The sequence below is a fragment of the Halomonas sp. LC1 genome, from assembly GCF_030247125.1.
Taxonomy (GTDB): Bacteria; Pseudomonadota; Gammaproteobacteria; order Pseudomonadales; family Halomonadaceae; genus Vreelandella.
Genome location: NZ_JASSPG010000002.1, coordinates 579,194 through 597,469 on the forward strand (window position 1 = coordinate 579,194; position 18,276 = coordinate 597,469).

At 57.2% G+C, this 18,276-nt stretch carries 18 protein-coding genes; 13 read left to right on the top strand and 5 right to left on the bottom strand.

All coding sequences use genetic code 11. The annotated features are described in order from the left end of the window. Positions 1-13 precede the first annotated feature (13 nt). Genes QIT27_RS05605 through QIT27_RS05615 form a run of 3 tightly spaced genes read left to right on the top strand, consistent with a single transcriptional unit; the run spans position 14 to position 1,719 of the window. Positions 14-454, top strand: a complete 441-nt coding sequence (locus QIT27_RS05605) for an acyl-CoA thioesterase (protein ID WP_285263143.1) — start codon at positions 14-16, stop codon at positions 452-454. Continuing rightward, positions 454-1,326, top strand: a complete 873-nt coding sequence (locus tag QIT27_RS05610) for a phosphoribulokinase (RefSeq protein WP_159342745.1) — start codon at positions 454-456, stop codon at positions 1,324-1,326. The genes QIT27_RS05605 and QIT27_RS05610 overlap by 1 nt, the downstream gene beginning before the upstream one ends. Before the next feature lie 51 nt (positions 1,327-1,377). Then, positions 1,378-1,719: a histidine triad nucleotide-binding protein gene (locus tag QIT27_RS05615; protein ID WP_285263144.1), complete on the top strand. Its 342-nt coding sequence runs from the start codon at positions 1,378-1,380 to the stop codon at positions 1,717-1,719. Between the two features lie 78 nt (positions 1,720-1,797). Here the strand turns inward: QIT27_RS05615 and ettA are convergent, their stop codons facing one another. From ettA to QIT27_RS05635, 4 genes are all read right to left on the bottom strand, one after another. Further along, positions 1,798-3,459, bottom strand: a complete 1,662-nt coding sequence (gene ettA, locus QIT27_RS05620) for an energy-dependent translational throttle protein EttA (RefSeq protein ID WP_253018115.1) — start codon at positions 3,457-3,459, stop codon at positions 1,798-1,800. 186 nt (positions 3,460-3,645) lie between these two features. Next, the gene (locus tag QIT27_RS05625; protein ID WP_044628513.1) at positions 3,646-3,858 is read right to left on the bottom strand and encodes a PA3496 family putative envelope integrity protein; all 213 of its coding nucleotides are present in this window, start codon (positions 3,856-3,858) and stop codon (positions 3,646-3,648) included. A 241-nt stretch (positions 3,859-4,099) separates the two neighbouring features. Further along, a complete protein-coding gene (locus QIT27_RS05630) occupies positions 4,100-4,537 on the bottom strand; it encodes a PAS domain S-box protein (protein ID WP_139526853.1) in 438 nt (145 codons plus the stop codon). A gap of 187 nt (positions 4,538-4,724) precedes the next feature. Then, the gene (locus tag QIT27_RS05635; protein WP_285263145.1) at positions 4,725-6,038 is read right to left on the bottom strand and encodes an MFS transporter; all 1,314 of its coding nucleotides are present in this window, start codon (positions 6,036-6,038) and stop codon (positions 4,725-4,727) included. A gap of 125 nt (positions 6,039-6,163) precedes the next feature. Here QIT27_RS05635 and QIT27_RS05640 point away from each other — a divergent pair, with 125 nt between their 5' ends. From QIT27_RS05640 to QIT27_RS05650, 3 genes are all read left to right on the top strand, one after another. Next, positions 6,164-6,433: an Rdx family protein gene (locus tag QIT27_RS05640; protein ID WP_285263146.1), complete on the top strand. Its 270-nt coding sequence runs from the start codon at positions 6,164-6,166 to the stop codon at positions 6,431-6,433. Next, complete coding sequence (locus QIT27_RS05645) at positions 6,430-7,317, top strand: DMT family transporter (protein WP_285263147.1); 888 nt, start codon at positions 6,430-6,432, stop codon at positions 7,315-7,317. The genes QIT27_RS05640 and QIT27_RS05645 overlap by 4 nt, the downstream gene beginning before the upstream one ends. Positions 7,318-7,606: 289 nt before the next feature. Continuing rightward, positions 7,607-8,215, top strand: a complete 609-nt coding sequence (locus QIT27_RS05650) for a TolC family protein (protein ID WP_502875186.1) — start codon at positions 7,607-7,609, stop codon at positions 8,213-8,215. A gap of 42 nt (positions 8,216-8,257) precedes the next feature. Here QIT27_RS05650 and QIT27_RS05655 read toward each other — a convergent pair whose 3' ends face one another. Further along, the gene (locus tag QIT27_RS05655) at positions 8,258-9,541 is read right to left on the bottom strand and encodes an ISL3 family transposase (protein ID WP_045995197.1); all 1,284 of its coding nucleotides are present in this window, start codon (positions 9,539-9,541) and stop codon (positions 8,258-8,260) included. Positions 9,542-9,681: 140 nt separating this feature from the next. On the opposite strand from QIT27_RS05655, the gene QIT27_RS05660 reads away from it, so the two are divergent. The 7 genes from QIT27_RS05660 to QIT27_RS05690 all read left to right on the top strand — a co-directional run. Then, a complete protein-coding gene (locus tag QIT27_RS05660) occupies positions 9,682-9,951 on the top strand; it encodes a metal/formaldehyde-sensitive transcriptional repressor (RefSeq protein WP_011589742.1) in 270 nt (89 codons plus the stop codon). A gap of 180 nt (positions 9,952-10,131) precedes the next feature. Further along, positions 10,132-11,094 (top strand): CDF family Co(II)/Ni(II) efflux transporter DmeF, encoded by a 963-nt coding sequence (gene dmeF, locus QIT27_RS05665; protein ID WP_285263148.1) that lies wholly within the window; start codon positions 10,132-10,134, stop codon positions 11,092-11,094. A 278-nt stretch (positions 11,095-11,372) separates the two neighbouring features. Continuing rightward, positions 11,373-12,536: a TolC family protein gene (locus QIT27_RS05670; protein ID WP_285263149.1), complete on the top strand. Its 1,164-nt coding sequence runs from the start codon at positions 11,373-11,375 to the stop codon at positions 12,534-12,536. Positions 12,537-12,674: 138 nt separating this feature from the next. Further along, the gene (locus QIT27_RS05675; protein ID WP_159343790.1) at positions 12,675-14,858 is read left to right on the top strand and encodes a type I secretion system permease/ATPase; all 2,184 of its coding nucleotides are present in this window, start codon (positions 12,675-12,677) and stop codon (positions 14,856-14,858) included. Then, the gene (locus QIT27_RS05680; RefSeq protein ID WP_285263151.1) at positions 14,858-16,288 is read left to right on the top strand and encodes an HlyD family type I secretion periplasmic adaptor subunit; all 1,431 of its coding nucleotides are present in this window, start codon (positions 14,858-14,860) and stop codon (positions 16,286-16,288) included. Before QIT27_RS05675 ends, QIT27_RS05680 begins: the two co-directional genes overlap by 1 nt. Beyond that, a complete protein-coding gene (locus tag QIT27_RS05685; protein WP_159342737.1) occupies positions 16,288-16,914 on the top strand; it encodes a response regulator transcription factor in 627 nt (208 codons plus the stop codon). The genes QIT27_RS05680 and QIT27_RS05685 overlap by 1 nt, the downstream gene beginning before the upstream one ends. Before the next feature lie 194 nt (positions 16,915-17,108). Then, positions 17,109-18,276, top strand: a 1,168-nt coding sequence (locus tag QIT27_RS05690; RefSeq protein ID WP_285263152.1) for a retention module-containing protein, incomplete at its 3' end; no start/stop codon positions are given.

An 18,276-nucleotide genomic window follows, 5' to 3' on the forward strand; every position in this document is an offset into this window, starting at 1 on the left:
AAGGAGTAGAGCAATGGAGCGTGTCTCGCTGGACTTCCCTTTGGCAGCGGTCATTCACCGTCATCCGCTGACGGTGCGGGTGACGGATATGAACTATGGCCGCCACTTGGGGCACGATGCCTTGGTGTCGTTGCTCCATGAAGCGCGAGTGCAGGCCTTTGCCTCTCTGGATCTACCAGAGTGGGATATGCACGGTTATCCCAGCGTGGTCGTAGACCTCGCCGTGCAGTATCAGCAGGAGGCGCGCTTTCCCGATGCGCTGGTGATCGAAACGGCGGTGCCCGAACCAGAGGGTAAAGCCTTGACGGTCTACCAGCGGGTTATCAAGGCAGAGACGGGCGACGTGGTAGCGACTGCACGTGTGACCAAACTGCTGCTGGATCTGGCGGCAGGCCGTCCGGTGGCGATTCCAGATGCGCTCAAGCAAACGCTTGCGGATGCCAGGGGGGGATAATGTCACGAGAGTATCCCATTATCGCGGTGACGGGCTCCTCCGGGGCGGGCACCACCACCGTGCGCCGCAGCTTCGAGCGTATGTTCCTGCGTGAAGACGTGCATGCCGCCATGGTGGATGGCGATGCCTTCCACCGCTATACCCGTGATGATCTCAAGCGTATTTTTCGCGAAGAGCCGGAGCGCAAGGACGAACTCTCCCACTTTGCCGTCGAAGCCAACCTGCTCGACCGCCTGGAAGGGCTGTTCATCGAGTATGGGGAGCACGGGACCGGCACGTTTCGTCACTACATTCATGCAGAAGATAAGCAGAAGATCGAAGCGGGCTACCGGGTGGGCACCTTCACCGAGTGGCAGTCGTTGCCCTGCGGTACCGACCTGCTGTTCTATGAGGGGCTACATGGCGGCTTGGTGACGCAAGAGTACGATATTGCCCGTCACGTCGATCTGCTGGTAGGCGTGGCGCCCACCATGAACCTGGAGTGGATTCAAAAGATTGACCGCGACACCAAGTTGCGCGGCTACTCCCAGGAAGCGGTGATCGACACGATTTTGGGGCGTATGGATGACTACGTGCGCTATATCCAGCCGCAGTTTTCTCGCACCCACATCAATTTCCAGCGAGTGCCTACGGTCGATACGTCCAACCCTTTCGAGGTACAGGATATCCCCACCGATGCTGAGTCGTTCGTGGTGATTCGTTTCCGAGACCCTTCGACGGTGGATTTTCCTTGGCTGCTGGCGATGATCAAAGACGCCTTTATGACTCGCCCGCATACTCTGGTGGTGCCCGGTGCTCGTATGTCCTTGGCGATGGAGCTGATTCTCGCTCCCCTTGTTCGCCACCTGCTCTCCCAGCGCCGTTTTCGCTAACGCGGCGCTGCCCGAACCGACCATAAACGCGCCAAACGTAAGGAGGCTGCGATGGAGTGCCTGTTCTGTAAGATCATTAACCGCGATATTCCAGCGGACATCGTGTTCGAGGATGAGCACGTTCTGGCGTTCAATGACATCAGTCCTCAAGCGCCGACACATCAGCTTATCATTCCCAAGAAGCATATCCCTACGCTGAACGATATCGAAGCCGACGATTTGGCGCTCGTGGGTCGCTTACAGCACACCGCGGCGCAGCTCGCCAAGCAGCAAGGCTTTGCCGAAGAGGGTTATCGGGTCGTCATGAACTGCAACGAGCTGGGAGGGCAGACCGTCTACCATATTCATATGCATCTACTGGGCGGACGTGAGTTTACGTGGCCCGCTGGATAAATCATTCGACTGACGCGATCCCATCGCCATAAAAAAAGCCCTGCATCAGCAGGGCTTTTTGTGTCGAGCAACGCGACGTTAGGCGTCGATGCGCTTATACTTCATGCGCTTCGGTGTGTCATTGCCCACGCGTTTCTTGTGATCCTCTTCGTACTCGGTGTAGTTGCCGTCGAAGAACACCACTTCAGAGTCGCCTTCGAACGCCAAGATGTGCGTGGCGATACGATCCAGGAACCAGCGGTCGTGAGAGATCACCATCGCGCAGCCGGGGAAAGCGAGCAGCGCCTCTTCCAGCGCGCGCAGGGTTTCGATATCCAGGTCGTTCGAGGGTTCATCCAACAACAGGACGTTGGCTCCCTGCTTCAGCGTTTGAGCCAACTGCAGGCGGCCACGCTCACCGCCGGAGAGCTCGTCCAGACGCTTCTGCTGGTCGTTACCCTTGAAGTTGAAACGACCCACGTAAGCCCGTGAAGACACCTCATAACCGTTGATGTTGAGGATATCCTGACCATCGGATACCGCCTCCCAAACGGTTTGCTTGTCATCCAGCGCGTCCCGCAACTGTTCGACATAGGCAATATCGACGGTGTCGCCGATCACCACGTCACCGCTATCCGGCTGCTCTTTGCCGGTCACTAGCTTGAACAGCGTCGATTTACCGGCACCGTTACCCCCCACGATGCCCACGATCGCACCCGGCGGAATGGTAAAGGAGAGGTCCTGGTAAAGCAGTTTGTCATCGAAGCGCTTAGTGACGTTATGAAACTCGATGACCTTGTCACCCAGGCGCGGGCCGGGCGGAATGTAGATCTCGTTGGTCTCGTTACGTTTCTGGAAGTCGCCCGACTGCATCTCTTCGAAGCGGTTAAGACGCGCCTTGCTCTTCGCTTGGCGGCCTTTGGCATTGCTGCGCACCCACTCAAGCTCTTGCTTGATGGCTTTCTGACGAGACGCTTCTTGCTTCGCTTCTTGGGTCAGGCGCTGCTCTTTCTGCTCTAGCCACTGAGAGTAGTTACCTTCGAACGGAATGCCCTGCCCCCGGTCGAGCTCGAGAATCCAGCCCGCGACGTTATCGAGGAAGTAGCGGTCGTGGGTGATTGCCACGACGGTGCCGTTGTAGTCGTGCAGGAAGCGCTCGAGCCAAGCAACGGACTCGGCATCCAAGTGGTTGGTTGGTTCGTCCAGCAGCAGCATGTCCGGGCTGGAGAGCAGCAGGCGGCATAGCGCCACACGGCGGCGCTCGCCCCCAGAGAGGTGGCCGACTTTTGCCTCCCACGGCGGCAGACGCAGCGCCTCTGCGGCCACTTCCAGCTTACGCTCGAGGTTGTGCGCATCGGCTGCTTCGATGATGTTCTCAAGGCGCGCTTGCTCGCTGGCCAGGGCATCGAAATCCGCGTCAGGTTCAGCGTAGGCGGCGTAGACCGCGTCGAGCTTTTCCTGTGCTTCTTTGATGGCACCCAGCGCCTCTTCGACGGTATCCCGGACGTTTTTCTCGTCGTCGAGCTGCGGCTCCTGGGGCAGGTAGCCCACATTGATACCGGGCATCGGACGAGCTTCACCTTCAAACTCTTTATCGACACCGGCCATAATGCGCAGCAGCGTGGATTTACCGGCACCGTTCAAGCCCAGCACACCAATCTTGGCGCCAGGAAAGAACGAGAGGGAAATATCCTTGAGAATTTGCTTTTTGGGCGGCACTACTTTGCCAACCCGATTCATGGTGAATACGTATTGCGCCATGGAAATCCGTTAGGTTGTGGTAAAAGCGAGACCAGCACGAGGCTGGCTTGGTGCACAGATGATAGTGCCCAGCGCGGCTAAAGGCCAGTAAACCGGCGGCGCAAGCAGCGCCAAAAAAGAAGGGCACGCGCTCGGTGCCCCTCGGGTCGTCATTACCTTGGAACTGCTTGGCAGATTGGCAAGGCGTTACTCTTCTTCATCCCAATCGTCTTCGATTGCGCGCTGTAAACGCCGCTCTTCCAGCCACGCTTCTACCTGGCGACGGGCGCGCAGTGTATCCGCTTTACTGGGTTTGCTTTTACCGTAGTGATCGTCGTTGACGGCATCCAGGTTGTCGAACTCGTCTGCGTCAAGCCCGTCGTTGGTGTAGGTTTCACGATTTAAGGGGTCACGGCTCATGGTATGCCCTCCAACCCAAGCCGGCGCACCGGCATCACAACGGCTTCTTGCGCCATACCAATACAACCGACGTATGAAGCAAGAAGCGCCTAACGCTCATTAAGCGCCTAGGCGCTATATAGCGCCACTGGGTTGGAAGTTCAAGCGTTTTTGAAGAATGTTTGCAGCACTTCGGGCATAGGGGCAGTAGGCGCGCGTTCGAGTCTTTTTGCTATTGGTAAGCGCCCATGGCGGCTAACCGTTACTCCGCGTGCTCTTGCTGTTTTTTTAGTTCTGCCAGCGCCAACTGCGCTTCGACACGCTCCGTGACGTCTTTTTGTACCCCGATGTAGTACATCAGTTTGTCGGCTTCGTCGTAAACCGGCGTGATCGATAGCTCGTTCCAAAACATCGTGCCGTCTTTGCGGTAGTTACGCAGCACTTCACGAGAAGGGCGGCCATCCTGAAGCGCCTCACGGATCGACATGAGGGCATCTTGATCGCGATCTTCGTTTTGAAGGAAGCGGCAGTCGCGATAGAGGATTTCATCCGCACTGTAGCCCGTTAAACGTTCAAAACCTTTGTTCACGTAAATCAGGATGTTTTCGTCACCTTCCTGCTCTGCAACGACGATGCCATCTTCAGAAGCGTCAACAATGCGTTCGAGTAACTCCGGGCTTATCAAGGGAGATCGTTTCATCAATGGGTTCCTGTTGCTTCTCGTCTTTCTTCGCCGTGGCGCTGTGCGTCAGCGCGGGGCGCTCTTAAGTGCAGGACGATGCAGTCTTTCACACCATCAAACAAAGGTAGGATAGCAAAAAAACAGCTAGCCACCGTGATTTGCTGACCATCATGGCGAGCGTGGTTCGGCTTTGCAATCGGCAATGCTATTCGGCCTCCGGGAGGCGCTGTGCACTGAGCATGGCGCCGATGGCCGTCAACGCCAATATCACCAGCAGCATAGCGCTGCCCAGCCACTGTGCCAATGCGCCCATCATGCCACCAACGACCAGCATTAGCACCCCGGTGAAGGTGTTGGAAAGCGCGACATACAGGGCTCTATTGTCTTGATTAGCGATGTCGACCAAATAGGTTTTACGCCCTAAACGTACGCCATGGTGAACCACCACCAGTAACGCGTACACGCCCGCGTAGGGCAGTACGCTCTGTGTCCAACTGCCCGGCAACCACGCAATCAGAGCACCCAACAGGCAGCAAATGGCCGTGCCGATGGCCGCGTCACGCATCACCCGGCGGCTGGAACGGTCCGCTCGTTTCCCCCAAATCGGGCTGGCCACCATAGCGGCTAACCCCGAGACCACGACTAGAATGCCCAGCCCGCCAAGTTCGGTGCCGCTTTGCTGTTGGCCAAGCAGGGCCACGTAGGGCAAAGCGAGTGCGCTTGATAGCAGCAGTGCCCGGGCAAGGTTGAAGTGCAGGAACGTGGCATCCTCACGCATCAGAGACATCCCGAGCTTGATGCTGTCCCAGGCATTCTCGCCGCCTTCCACGGCACCGGGCACTTCGTTGATGCGCGCCGCGCATAGCGCATTGAGCAACCACCCGCCGGCAGCGACTCCCAAAAGGGTAGCCAAGGCAACATGGCCCGGTCGGTCGCCGAAGGCTACCAATACCCCGCCGGCCACCAGTGTGGCAGCACCGGCGATACTGCCACTCCAACCCATCAGCGAACCGCGACGGCGCTTGGCAATGGTCTTACCCAGTACGTCCTTGGTGGCAATCGACGAGAGCCCCCGCGCTAGTGAGAGCAGTATGAGCGCCGCCAAGACCAGCGCCCCGCCCATCGCACCGCTTCCCATCAAAGCAAGCAGAGCAAGCACTGCGGCGGCGATTGCCTGCACGGTGGCGCCCGCGACCCAGACCCATTTACGCTGTGGCTTCAAACGAATGAAGCCCGCCACGAACAGTTGCGGTAGCAGCGCGCCTGCTTCGCGGATGGGGACGAGCAAGCCCACCATCCACACCGGCGCACCGATGATACCCAACAGCCAGGGCAGCACTAGCCGTGCGCTCGACAGCTCATCGGCGAGCTTGTTGCCTAGCGATGCCAGCAGATGAAGGAAAAAGTTGCGCGGCTGTTCTTGGCACGCGCCATCAGGAATGTCGTCGCACATCCGGCTGTCGTCGTCGCCGGTTAGCCACTCGTAAAGCTGTGTCTGTGAAACGTCCTTTTGGGCCATTGTCGGTTCCTTGGCGGTGACTCGTATAAGATGACAGAATGCCTTTAGGATGCCACATAATGCTGACGAAAGGCTTCATCGAACGCCGCGCGTAGCAAAGGAACTGATCGATAAGGATTTATACGATGGCACGCATTTATATTCGCTACTGCACCCAGTGTCAGTGGCTGCTACGCAGCGCTTGGTACGCCCAAGAGCTTCTGTCCACGTTTGGCGAACAGCTGACGGAAGTCGCATTGTCTCCCTCCCATGGCGGTACTTTCGAAATCTGGTGTGATGACACGCTGCTCTGGGAGCGCAAGCGGGATGGTGGGTTTCCCGATATCAAAACGCTCAAACGGCAGGTGCGCGACCAGATCGACCCTGCTCAGGATTTAGGACACATCGATCGATGACGCAAGATCAACGGGCGATGCTTTATGGCCTTGGGGCGGTGGCTCTGTGGTCGACCGTGGCGACGGCATTCAAGGTGGCGCTGGCGTGGATGAGCCCGCTCGAACTGATGTGGTGGGCAGCGCTGGTGTCATGGCTGCTCATGGGCGTCATCGTTCTCAAGCAAGGCAATATGGGGGTCGCGCTTCGCCGGGGGTGGCGAACAGCTCTGTGGGCGGGTGTGATGAACCCGGTAGCCTACTACCTAGTGCTATTTGCAGCCTACGATCGGCTGCCTGGCCAAGAGGCCATGGCACTGAACTATACGTGGGCATTGGCGATGGCTTTCTTGGCGGTGCCCATGTTAGGTCATCGGCTGACGCGTCTGGACGTGGTGGCAGGCCTGGTGGCCTATAGCGGTGTTTGGGTGATTGCCACCCGAGGGGAGGTGTTCAACGTCGCCTTCGAAAACCCGCTCGGGGTCGTGTTTGCGCTGGCCTCCACATTGCTATGGGCGCTCTATTGGCTGCTCAATGCCAAGGACTCCCGTCAGCCGCTGGTCGGGCAGTGGCAGAACTTCAGTGTTGGGTTACCTGTTTTAACAATTCTGTTACTTTTGGGGCCTGGGTTTCAGTGGCACGGATGGGCTGCCTTTGGGGCTGGGGTGTATGTCGGGCTGTTTGAAATGGGCATTGCCTTCGTACTTTGGCAGATGGCGGTCCAGAGCGTTTCTCGAACTGCCAAGGTGTCCAACCTGATTTTTCTGTCGCCTCCTGTCTCTTTATTGCTGCTTTTCTTGATCGTTGGCGAGCCCATGCGGCTCTCTACCTTGGTGGGGCTAGTGTTGATTCTATGCGGCTTGGCGATTCAGCAACTGCCGCAAGCGAGGCATGTGTCGACAGCGTAGTGTGTTTTTTTGAGGTTTTATTGTAAATTTTTGTGACTTTTGGTTTTATGGCTTGTCACTGCCGCCAAGGCGATTAACTTAAGCTAATATCATTCATCTAAGGTGCTTCTGCTCAGGCAAAATCACCAGCGATGCCATACAGCTTATTGTCAGTCAGGTAGTGCTCAGCAGCGGGTAAGCAGCCCAGGGGGTGACAATGCGTCGGTGCGTTGTTGCAAAGGAAAGGCTACTTGCTCACCAGTAGCGAAAACGATCATTAGGGAACATGGCCATGAAAGACAACGTTACAATGAAAAGAACACCTCTCGCATTTCAGCGCGCACTGCGCCCCTTGACGCTCACCACCATTGCCTGCTTGCCGCTCACGGCGCTCGCGCAGCAGCTTCCCTCCACGCTGTATGCACCTGGCACGACCGATCTCAATACCACCATCCAACAAACCATCGTGAGCAACCCGCAGGTCAACGCTGCCTGGAACAATTTCAGTGCAGCGGGAAGCGACGTTCGCGTGGCACAAGGTAACTATCTGCCATCTATTGATGTCCGGGCTGGGGTGGGGCGCCAAGACCAACAAAACGATGGTCGTGGTAGCTACAGCAGCGACTTTGCCGAGCTCACGCTGACGCAGATGGTGTTTGACGGGTTTGCAACGCGTAGCGAAGTCGAGCGGTTGGACCGTACCCGACTAATTGCGTACTTCGAGCTATTGGGTGCCAGTGAAACGGTGGCGCTCGAAGCGTTTGAAACGTACCTGGATGTCTTGCGTTTCCGTGAAATGGTGCGTCTGGCGCAGGACAACTACCGCGAGCACCAGCGCGTCTTTTCGCAAATCGAAGAGCGGGCGCTTTCCGGCGCAGGGCGAGGGGTGGATCTTGAACAAATGGGTATACGGATTTAATGGTTGATGGGGCACCTTCACCCCACCAACCTGATACCACCCTCAGATGGTTGATAGATTGACCCCGTAGTTGAGTTCCTCTGCGAAGTCCGGCAGTCCGTAACCGATGGTGTAGAACGGAGAGACCTTCGCAGTCGGGGCCTTCTTCTTGTGCTTCGTGGTGTAGAGCATTCGTGCCCGCATCACCTCGAACGAGTAACCACGCCCTTCACGGTTCTTGTCCTTGGCCAGTCGGTTGATGGACTCCGTGTAAGCGTTGGTGACGGGCATGTCCGTCTCGAAGTAGGTCATGATCTCTTCGCGCCAGTTGCCCACTGCCCTGACCAGATCGCTCCAGACTTCCTTCTGGCCCTTTGGAATGGTGGCTATCCAGTCATCCAGGGCGGCTTCTGCCTGTGGCCGGGTGGTGGCGTTCCAGATGCCGTAGAAGCGTTCCTTGTGCTCGTAGGCGGCCAGCAGTTGCGGGAATGCGCCTGTCCAGGTCTCCATGATGAGTCGCTCCCGGTCTGAGACTTCGTGAGCGCGTTTCAGCAGGATTTTCCGGTCTCCTTTGAGGGTTCGGCTCTGGGAGGGTTTCAGCTCCTTTCTGAGGCCCTTGCGCACCTTCTCCAAGGCATCGTTGGCCATGCGCACCACATGGAACTTATCGACCACGATACGGGCCTGTGGCAGCACCGCCTTGACCGCTGCCCGGTAGGGGTTCCACATGTCCATGCTGACGATCTCGACCTTCTGCCGGTCTTTCAGCTTCATCAGGTAGTTGGTCACCACGTCCTGACGGCGGGTGGCCAGCAGGTCGAGCAGGGTTCGCTCCTCGATGTTGGTCAGGATGCAGCGGTAGCGCTTGTTCAGGTACAGCTCGTCGATGCCCAGAATGCGGGGCGTCTCGAAGCGGTGCCAGCGCCCCAGAAACTCGGCGCGGGCGTTGAAGATGTCACGTACCGTCTTCTCGTCCAAGCCGGTCTGTGCCGCCACAAAGGTGTAGGGGTGGTTGAAGGATTCCTTCTCCACGTATTCATGCAGCCGCAGCGTCATGCGGAAGCCGTCCACCATCTCCGGTAGCTGGGGCCTGAAGGTGGTCTTGCAGGCCCGGCAGGTGTACCGGCGGCGGACCACCCAGAGGGTGACCCGCTTGCCGTGGATGGGCAGATCACGATAGGGAACATCACGCTTGCCGAACCGCACGAACTCACCCTGCACGCCGCATTCCTCGCAGGCGATGGGATCGGGCGCGTCCACCTGGAAGTGCATTTCGTCGTCGGTGGATTTGCAGCCCAGCACCTGGTACTCAGGCAGGTGCAGGATGTTGTCGGGCATTTCGGTCATGCGGCGTGCTCCTTACGGCTGGCGAGTGTCACGTTGGTGAGCTTCACCTACCTCTCCTCTCTTGCAAACAAGCATACTACCCCCTAGTATTTATATACTACCCTCCAGTATAGTTTTTGGGCCACTAAAGAGACGACTGCATGCACACGATCAAAGACAAAGCGAAGCTATTAACCCGCGTTCGGCGCATTCAGGGGCAGACGGCCGCACTGGAAAGGCAGCTTGACGAGGAGGGCGACTGCACGGCCGTGCTGCAACAGATCGCCGCGATTCGTGGGGCGGTGAATGGACTGATGGCAGCCATCATTGAGGGGCACTTGACTGATCACGTCGTCAGGGAACCCGAGTTGGAGCAGCGGCAACAAGACTTGGAAGCGGTGCTGCAGGTCATCAAGTCCTACCTCAAGTAGAACATCACGAGCTACAGCGTGGGTACCCTAGCTGTAAGAGGCGAACTTTGGCAGTGATTTAATATCCGCGCCCCTGAAGTTCTTGCGGAACCGGAGCTGTTAGCAGGGCTTCGCCATCAATCGCCACCACTTTCATTGGTCTTGCTGACCATAATTTTTATCAACTCGGAGTATTACAGTATGCATGGTCACAGGCTCGAAGAATGGCAACACAATCATGTTTTTGGTCAAGATCGTAAAAAATCCGGTGAAATACGCTCACTGATCGTCGTCGCTCTAACTGTCGTCATGATGGTTTGGGAAATTCTGGCCGGTGTCTTATACGGTTCGATGGCCCTCCTGGCCGATGGCCTTCATATGGGCTCTCATGCTGTCGCTCTGGGTATTGCAGCCTTCGCCTATGCATACGCTCGCCGCAACGCAGGCAATACACAGTTCTCATTTGGCACCGGGAAGGTCAATGCGCTAGGCGGGTTCACCGGCGCGGTCCTGCTGGCAGGCTTCGCCCTGTATATGGTGATCGAAAGCATCGACCGCTTCATCCACCCGGTAGAAATTTCGTTCAATGGAGCTATTTTCGTCGCCGTCATCGGCTTGATCGTCAATGGAGTATCGGCCTGGATACTGGGCGGGGAAGACCACGACCACGGGCATGGGCATGGGCATGGGCATGGGCATGGGCATGGGCATCATGATCATAACCGTCGAGCTGCCTACTTCCACGTACTCGCCGATGCCTTAACTTCTGTATTGGCGATTGCTGCCTTGCTGGCCGGAAAGTATGCGGGCTGGGACTGGATGGACCCGATCATGGGTATCGTCGGCGCGTTACTTATCACTCGCTGGTCATGGCATCTGTTGAAAGACACCTCCCGCGTGCTGCTTGATCAACAGCGCAGTGACTTGGAGCACGACGTCAGACATGCCATTGAGAGTGACGATGCACGAATCAGCGATCTGCACCTCTGGGCCATTGGTCCGAATATTCACGCCGCCATCGTCTCGGTCGTGTCGCATGACCCGGAGGCGCCTGCCGTCTACAAGCAGCGTATCCAGGCTCAGTGCCCGTCATTAGTACACATTACAGTCGAGCCACAGCGCTGTCTCACTGGTCCGGAGAATACCGGCTCCAGGATACGATGAGCTGATTGAGCGGGCTGGGCCGAAATAGTCGGTTTTGGTACGGGCGAGGGAGTTGCTCTGCATTCAGCTTGGCCTCGCCCTCTCTCCAAGCCATGTAAGTGTCATTGTCCATACACGTTCCAGGCTTTGTAGGTACCTTAATGGCCTGAGTGACATATCAACCAAGGAATCCGATGAAGTGGGGAGTTGTTACCTCCCCATGATACCCAGAGATCAACCAGATATTCCGGATACCCGAACAAATCAGCGGTCGCCTGGCGCTGGCCGAATCCAACCTAATGACCGAAGCATCGAACCTTCACGACGTGACGGCGCGCTATCAGCGGATCGTGGGCGAGCTGCCGCCTCAAAACATGTCACCCGCACCCTCTCTGGCCGATGAACTGCCTAGTGATGTCAGTGAAGCCGTGCGGATGGCCTTCGAGGGCAACCCCGATTTTCATGCCGCCATCGAGAATATTGCCGTTCAGCGGGCGGAGCAGAACGCCGCACGGGCAGCCTTCATGCCCCGTTTGGACATTCAAGGCCGTACTGGCACGAATAACCAAGATGACGCCATTGCAGGTCGTAGCGACGAGCACAGCATTCAGCTCGTGGCAAGCATGAACCTTTACCGAGGCGGTTCTGACAGTGCTGCCTTCGACGCGGCCGCAACACGTATCGAACAAGCGGTCAATCAGCGTGAAGTGGCGTGTACCAACGTGCGTCAAACGACGCAAATCGCCTACAACGATACGCAACGCCTGAATGAGCAGCTGCGCTATCTGAACGATCACCGCCAATCCATCGACCGCGTCCGGGGTGCTTATCAGCAACAGTTCGATATTGGCCAGCGCACTCTGCTGGACGTTTTGGACAGCGAGAACGAATACTTCGAAGCCAGCCGGGCGTATGCCAATGCCGAATTCGATCTGACCCTGGCGCATGCGCGTACGCTGGCTGCCATGGGGCAGCTCATGCAAACGTTGGAAGTCGTCCGCGACGATATTCCCACGCTGGCAGAACTGGGCTATGAAGACTTGGCGCAAGACCCAGAGATGGCGTGTGCCACCGATGGTCCGCGCGGTTTCACCCTGGAAGATTTCACGCGCGGCATTTCCGCAGCGACGATGACGAGTGAGGCCCCCGCTACCGCGTACAACGCGCCGAGCGAATCGGTAGTCATGCCGTCCGATGCGGCTGCCTATACCTACGAGGCGGTTGAGCCAGCGGCGATTGAAAGCAGTCTCTACATTCAAGTCGCATCGCTGACGGCAGAAACCCGCGCGCAGCAGCTGAGCGCCGAGTTGAGCGAGCAGCTAACGAGCCCGTCACGGGTGTATGCATCGGCGGGTAACTACCGTGTCCAGTTGGGGCCGGTGGCATCGCTGAGCGACGCACAAGTACTCCGACAAACACTTCACGGAATGGGGTATGGTGATGCCTTCGTCACCAATGGCTAGCACTACGTGCCAATGCCGGCACCCGTAATAGCCGTCGCCTGCCGTGTCATCGCGGCGGGCAGACGCATCCTCTTGGGTGCGTAGCACGAGTCGCATAATGAGTATTAGGGCAACGAGGTCTTTGTGACACAAGCAAACCTGAGTAATACGGAAGCGCCAGACTCGCTTTCGGATGAAGCCGTTTCCAATGAGCGGGATACAGGCGATGAGCTGCTCGAGTGTCTTAAGGCCATTGCCTCGTTTCATCAGCATGATGTGTCATCAGAAGCACTTCGGGCAGGTTTGCCTCTCGAACAGGGTAAGTTGACACCCTCGGTGTTTGGGCGAGCAGCTTCTCGAGCGGGGTTGACCGCGCGGATCGTAAAAAGTCGGCTGTCTGGTCTCAACCCAGCGCTGTTCCCCGCAATTCTTTTGTTAGAGCCTGGCCGTGCCTGCGTCTTGTTAGGGCTGGATGTTAAGCAAAAAAAAGCCCGCGTCATTTTCCCAGAACTCTCCGAGTCAGACGTAGAGATCTCTCTGGATGAGCTTCACGCTGGCTATAGCGGCGAAGCGATTTATGTCCGTCCCAAATTCTTAGCCGATAATGCGTCCGAACCGGGTGTCAAAAAGCGCCGAGACCAGCACTGGTTTTGGGGGGTTATTCGGGAAAATCGTCGGCTGTACCGCGATATCGTTCTAGGCTCGGTGGCGATCAACCTGTTCGCCATTGCCATGCCACTGTTCGTACTCAACGTTTATGATCGCGTGGTACCTAATCAGGCAACAGAAACGCTCTGGGTGCTTGCCGTTGGTATCTTCATCGTACTTTGCTTCGACTTGGCCCTGCGGCTCATGCGCAGCAGCTTCGTCGATCTTGCCGCCAGCCGGGCAGACGTCAAACTCTCCTCGTCGATTATGGCTAAATCGCTGGGGCTGCGTTTAGAAGAGCGTCCAGCCTCGACAGGGTCGTTCACTTCCACGCTGCAGTCGTTTGAATCGGTGCGCGCTTTTATCGGTTCTGCGACCATCCTCGGCATCGTAGACTTGCCGTTCGTTCTAATGTTTGCGGCCATCATCGCGCTGATCAACCCCTGGCTGGTGTTGCCAGTATTGGTCGGGATCGTCTTTGTGCTGCTCTATGCCCTAGCGGCGCAAGGCAAGCTGCACGAACTCTCGCAAACCACCTGGGAGGTTGGGGCGCAGCGTAACTCCTTACTGGTGGAATCCATTTCCCAGTTGGAAAACGTCAAAGCGCTGCGAGCGGAAAGCCGTATTCAGCGTCATTGGGAGAAGGCCTCGGCGTTTCTATCCAAAACGGGCGCGCAGCTGAAGATGGTCAGCACATCGGTCTCGAATGTCGCGCAGTGGGCGCAGCACAGCGTGGCCGTTTGCGTGATCATTGTCGGTGTTTACCAAATTATCGAAGGCAATCTTACCCAGGGCGGACTGATCGCCGCCTATATGCTCTCTTCGCGAGCCATGGCACCCATCAGCCAAGCTGCTGCGCTGCTGGCGCAGTACCACCAATCTTCCACCGCACTGGATTCCTTGAATGCGGTCATGGATAAAAAAGTGGAGCGTCACGAAGGCAAAGCTTACGTAGAGAAGCCCAGCTTTGCGGGTAACATTCGTTTGGAAAAAGTGACGCTGCGCTACCCCAACGAAGAGCGAGACGCTTTGAAGGATGTCTCCATTACAGTCAAGGCCGGCGAGAAAGTGGCGCTTCTTGGGCGCATCGGCTGTGGGAAATCGTCGCTCAACAAGCTCGTGCTGGGGTTCTATCAGCCCACCTCTGGGGCGGTGCTGGTCGACAACGTCGATATTCGTCAGCTCGACCCGTTGCAGCTACGTCGCCATATCGGCTACGTACCCCAGGATGTCAGCCTGTTTTCGGGCTCACTGCGGGATAATATCGTGGCCGGGGGCGGCAGTGACCGCGTGGACGACGATGCATTGCTTCGAGCGATTGAGTTAGCGGGTCTGGAAAACTTGGTTAATAGCCATCCTCATGGGGTCGACCTTCAAGTCGGTGAGCGTGGCCAAGCGCTGTCGGGAGGCCAGAAACAGTCGGTCGCCATCGCGCGAGCGCTGGTCCAAGACCCTCCGATTCTGCTGTTGGATGAGCCCACCAGCTCCATGGATAACGCCAGTGAAGAGGCGTTCAAAGCCAACTTGAAAAACGTCGCGGCGGGTAAAACCATTCTTGTGGTGACTCACCGTACTTCGCTGCTCTCCCTGGTAGATCGCATTATTGTGATGGATGCAGGCAAAGTGGTTGCCGATGGCCCGCGGGATACCGTGGTTGAAGCACTACGTAAAGGGCAAATCGGGAGGGCCTCATAATGGCGCGTAAATCCTCCTCTACGTCCGAGCAGAAAGGCTTTGAAGCGATTGGCCGTTTCTCTGAAAAGGGCCAAAAACCGTTCCGTCCCTTCATGGATCGCCTGTTTGCCAAGCGGGTGACCTCCGCCCACCTCAATCGTGATTGGGCGAGCGACACCGACTGGGCGCGAATGCAGCAAGAACCCATTCGTGCGCGATTATTTCTGTACACCGTACTGCTGACCATCATCGCGCTGTTGGTATGGGCCTACTTTGCCGCGATCGATGAAGTGACGCGAGGGGCAGGGCGCGTGATTCCCGCCAGCCAGCTTCAGCGTATCCAGTCATTCGATGGTGGCGTCGTCGAGCAAATTATGGTGCGAGAAGGGCAGGTCGTGAGCGCGGGTGAAGTACTGATGCAGATCGACCCTACCCGGTTCGTGTCTGACTTTCGTGAAAACCGTGCCCAGCGATTTGCATTGGAAGCGCGTGCCGAGCGCCTTCGTGCGCTGGCGACCGGCACGGCCTTCGAGCCTTCCGAAGAGCTGCGTCAGGAAGTGCCCAATATCGTCATGCAAGAGCGTGCAGTCTACGAAAGTCGTCGTGAAGAGCTGCGTGAGCAAGAGAACGTGTTGGAAGACAGAATTCGCCAGCGTGAACAAGAGCTTCGCGAGGCCGAGGCTCGCCGAGACACGGCAGGGCGCGAAGCCAGCATGGCGAGCCAGGAGCTCAATTTGACGCGCCCGCTGCTGGCGTCAGGCGCAGTGTCCGAAGTCGAAGTGCTGCGCTTGCAAAGGGAAGTGTCCCGCGCCACCGGCGAGCGTAACCAAGCCGACGCGGCCGTTTCTCGTTTAGAAGCGGCGGTCGAAGAGGCTGAAACACAGCTACGTGAACTAGGTGCCGAGCGCCGCAGCGAGTGGCGTAATGACCTAGCCCAGGCGCTAGGTGATCTCAACGCGCTGCAGCAGTCCGGAACCGGGCTTCAAGATCGGGTGCGGCTGACGGAAATTCGCTCACCGGTCGATGGGATCGTTCAACGTATCCACATCAATACGATTGGCGGAGTGGCCCAGCCGGGGCAAGAAGTCGTGGAGATCGTCCCCAGCGATGACCAACTTCTGGTTGAAGCGCGTATTGCGCCTCAAGACATCGCGTTTTTACACCCGGGACAGCCTGCGACGATCAAACTGACCGCCTACGATTACGCCATCTACGGTGGGCTGCAAGCCGAACTTGAGCACATCAGTGCCGACACCATTACAGATGAAGAGGGCAATACCTTCTACTTGGTGCGGGTGCGCAGTTTAGAAAACGAAAACGTCGCCGATCGACTGCAGGTAATACCAGGTATGACGGCGCAGGTGGATATCGTCACCGGTAAGCGAACGGTGATGCAGTTCATGCTAAAACCTGTTTTGAGAGCGTGGCGAGATTCCATGGGGGAGCGCTGATGAAACATTGGTTCATAACAACGGATGGCAGTATCAAAGCCCGCTGGAAAAAAGCGTTTCAAGACGTTGGAGCCTTAACACCCGGTGCGATTGGGCAGCACGTGGCGCCTAAAGATCTCGTGTGGCTCTCAACGACCGTCGATAGCTGGCCATCATTACTGCCCGGGTTAGTCGAGCAAGGTATCATCGTCGTCGTGCTCAGCTATGCCCCCGATGATCGAGAAGCGCTCAGCGCCCTGGACCTAGGCGCACGAGGCTATGTTCATACCCTGGCGGCGGCTGACGTGCTGAACCAAGTGGCCTTGGTCGTGACCAATCAGGGCGTTTGGGTGGGCCAGGAATTATTGGCGAAAGTGCTCGGCGGGACGTTCAAAGCCCTTCAGCAGCGTGTCGAACATGACCGTTACCAACACAGTGATTACTTGCGCTTATTGACCGAGCGAGAGCGCGGCGTCGCCCTTGCCGTCGCGCGTGGAGCGACCAACAAGGAAGTGGCTCGCCAGTTGGATATCACAGAACGAACGGTAAAAGCCCATCTAAGCGCAATTTTCAAAAAGTTGGCGGTACGAGACCGCCTGCAATTGATTCTCAAACTGGCGCCTGTCGCCGAGCAAGCCGATACGTAACTCGGCTTATGGCCGCAAGGATCAAGCCGAGTCGCATTCCCTTCAAAACGAGGCCCCGCGGGCCTCGTTTTTTATTGTCCATCGGTACAATACTTTTTTGTTCCATACCCTCCTAATCTCGCTGTATATGCCACCCATCCATCTGGTCATAACGTACTAGCGGGCGGCAACCAACAACGAGTGAGGAATGACACATGGCTACGGCAACGGTTATCGCAATTACAGGTCAGGCATGGGCTCGCGATGAAGACGGCAACCTGCGTGAATTGCGTATTGGTGATGTACTTCAAGAAGGCGAAACGCTCATCACCTCTGCCGATGGCCGTGTCGAGCTGGATTTTGCTGATGGTACCGGTGCCAATGTTGTTGAAGGCGGCCAAGAAGTGGCCGTCACGCCGGACCTGGTAAGCGACCTGATCGTTGCCACCGATGCCAGCGCACAAGATGACGACTTAGAAGCACTCCTCGCCGCACTCGATGATGAAGAGGGCGACCTGCTCGATATCCTCGATGCGACCGCAGCGGGTGGTGGTGCCGGTGGTGGCGGTGGTGGTGGCAGCAGCTTCGTGCGTGTTGCCCGTATCGCTGAAGAGACAGACCCCCTCAGCTTCAGCACAGAAGGTGGCCTAGAAGGCGCTGAGTTCGTTGAATTTGATGGTGGAGATGTGGCGGCGGAAGATGCGGGTGATGCCGCTGATCCAGCACCTGCTCCAGAACCCGGCACCGATGGCGTCATTACTTTAACGAGCCCTCAGCAGGTTACTGAGGGCCAGCCAATCACTATTTCAGCAAGCATCAACAGTGCACCGCAAGGTACTCCGTTGGTGATTACGCTCAGCAACGGTCAGCAGATTGTTATCGCTGTCGGTGAAACCACTGGTAGCGTGACCTTCGACAGCCGTCCAGACGACGCTTACCTGCAAGGTGATGGCACAATCTCGATTGGTATCGAAACGGCCACGGGCGGTGGCTACGAAACCATTGATACCTCTGATGAAACCAGCGTCACCGTCAGCGACGACGCCGACGCTACCATCATCACGCTGAGCGCCCCAGAAGCCGTCACCGAAGGCGAACCGATCACCGTCAGCGCGAGCGTCAACAACGCCCCGCAAGGCAGCCCGCTGGTCATCACCCTCAGCAACGGCCAACAGATCACCATCGCCGTGGGCGAGACCACCGGCAGTGTGACTTTTGAGAGCAGAGTGGATGATCAGCTGGTTCAAGGGGATGGCTCTCAAGAAATCAGCATCCAAAGTGTAGCAGGTGGGGGTTATGAAACTATTGACTCTAATGATCAACTGACAATTGGTGTTTTAGATAACGACAATGTTCAGTTAACCGTCAGCGACGCGAACGATG

What these genes read in the sequence shown, in the direction of transcription:
- QIT27_RS05605 (WP_285263143.1), top strand. Translation starts at nt 14, where the DNA reads ATGGAGCGTGTCTCGCTGGACTTCCCTTTGGCAGCGGTCATTCACCGT.
- QIT27_RS05610 (WP_159342745.1), top strand. Translation starts at nt 454, where the DNA reads ATGTCACGAGAGTATCCCATTATCGCGGTGACGGGCTCCTCCGGGGCG.
- QIT27_RS05615 (WP_285263144.1), top strand. Translation starts at nt 1,378, where the DNA reads ATGGAGTGCCTGTTCTGTAAGATCATTAACCGCGATATTCCAGCGGAC.
- ettA (WP_253018115.1), bottom strand. Translation starts at nt 3,459, where the DNA reads ATGGCGCAATACGTATTCACCATGAATCGGGTTGGCAAAGTAGTGCCG.
- QIT27_RS05625 (WP_044628513.1), bottom strand. Translation starts at nt 3,858, where the DNA reads ATGAGCCGTGACCCCTTAAATCGTGAAACCTACACCAACGACGGGCTT.
- QIT27_RS05630 (WP_139526853.1), bottom strand. Translation starts at nt 4,537, where the DNA reads ATGAAACGATCTCCCTTGATAAGCCCGGAGTTACTCGAACGCATTGTT.
- QIT27_RS05635 (WP_285263145.1), bottom strand. Translation starts at nt 6,038, where the DNA reads ATGGCCCAAAAGGACGTTTCACAGACACAGCTTTACGAGTGGCTAACC.
- QIT27_RS05640 (WP_285263146.1), top strand. Translation starts at nt 6,164, where the DNA reads ATGGCACGCATTTATATTCGCTACTGCACCCAGTGTCAGTGGCTGCTA.
- QIT27_RS05645 (WP_285263147.1), top strand. Translation starts at nt 6,430, where the DNA reads ATGACGCAAGATCAACGGGCGATGCTTTATGGCCTTGGGGCGGTGGCT.
- QIT27_RS05650 (WP_502875186.1), top strand. Translation starts at nt 7,607, where the DNA reads ATGAAAAGAACACCTCTCGCATTTCAGCGCGCACTGCGCCCCTTGACG.
- QIT27_RS05655 (WP_045995197.1), bottom strand. Translation starts at nt 9,541, where the DNA reads ATGACCGAAATGCCCGACAACATCCTGCACCTGCCTGAGTACCAGGTG.
- QIT27_RS05660 (WP_011589742.1), top strand. Translation starts at nt 9,682, where the DNA reads ATGCACACGATCAAAGACAAAGCGAAGCTATTAACCCGCGTTCGGCGC.
- dmeF (WP_285263148.1), top strand. Translation starts at nt 10,132, where the DNA reads ATGCATGGTCACAGGCTCGAAGAATGGCAACACAATCATGTTTTTGGT.
- QIT27_RS05670 (WP_285263149.1), top strand. Translation starts at nt 11,373, where the DNA reads ATGACCGAAGCATCGAACCTTCACGACGTGACGGCGCGCTATCAGCGG.
- QIT27_RS05680 (WP_285263151.1), top strand. Translation starts at nt 14,858, where the DNA reads ATGGCGCGTAAATCCTCCTCTACGTCCGAGCAGAAAGGCTTTGAAGCG.
- QIT27_RS05685 (WP_159342737.1), top strand. Translation starts at nt 16,288, where the DNA reads ATGAAACATTGGTTCATAACAACGGATGGCAGTATCAAAGCCCGCTGG.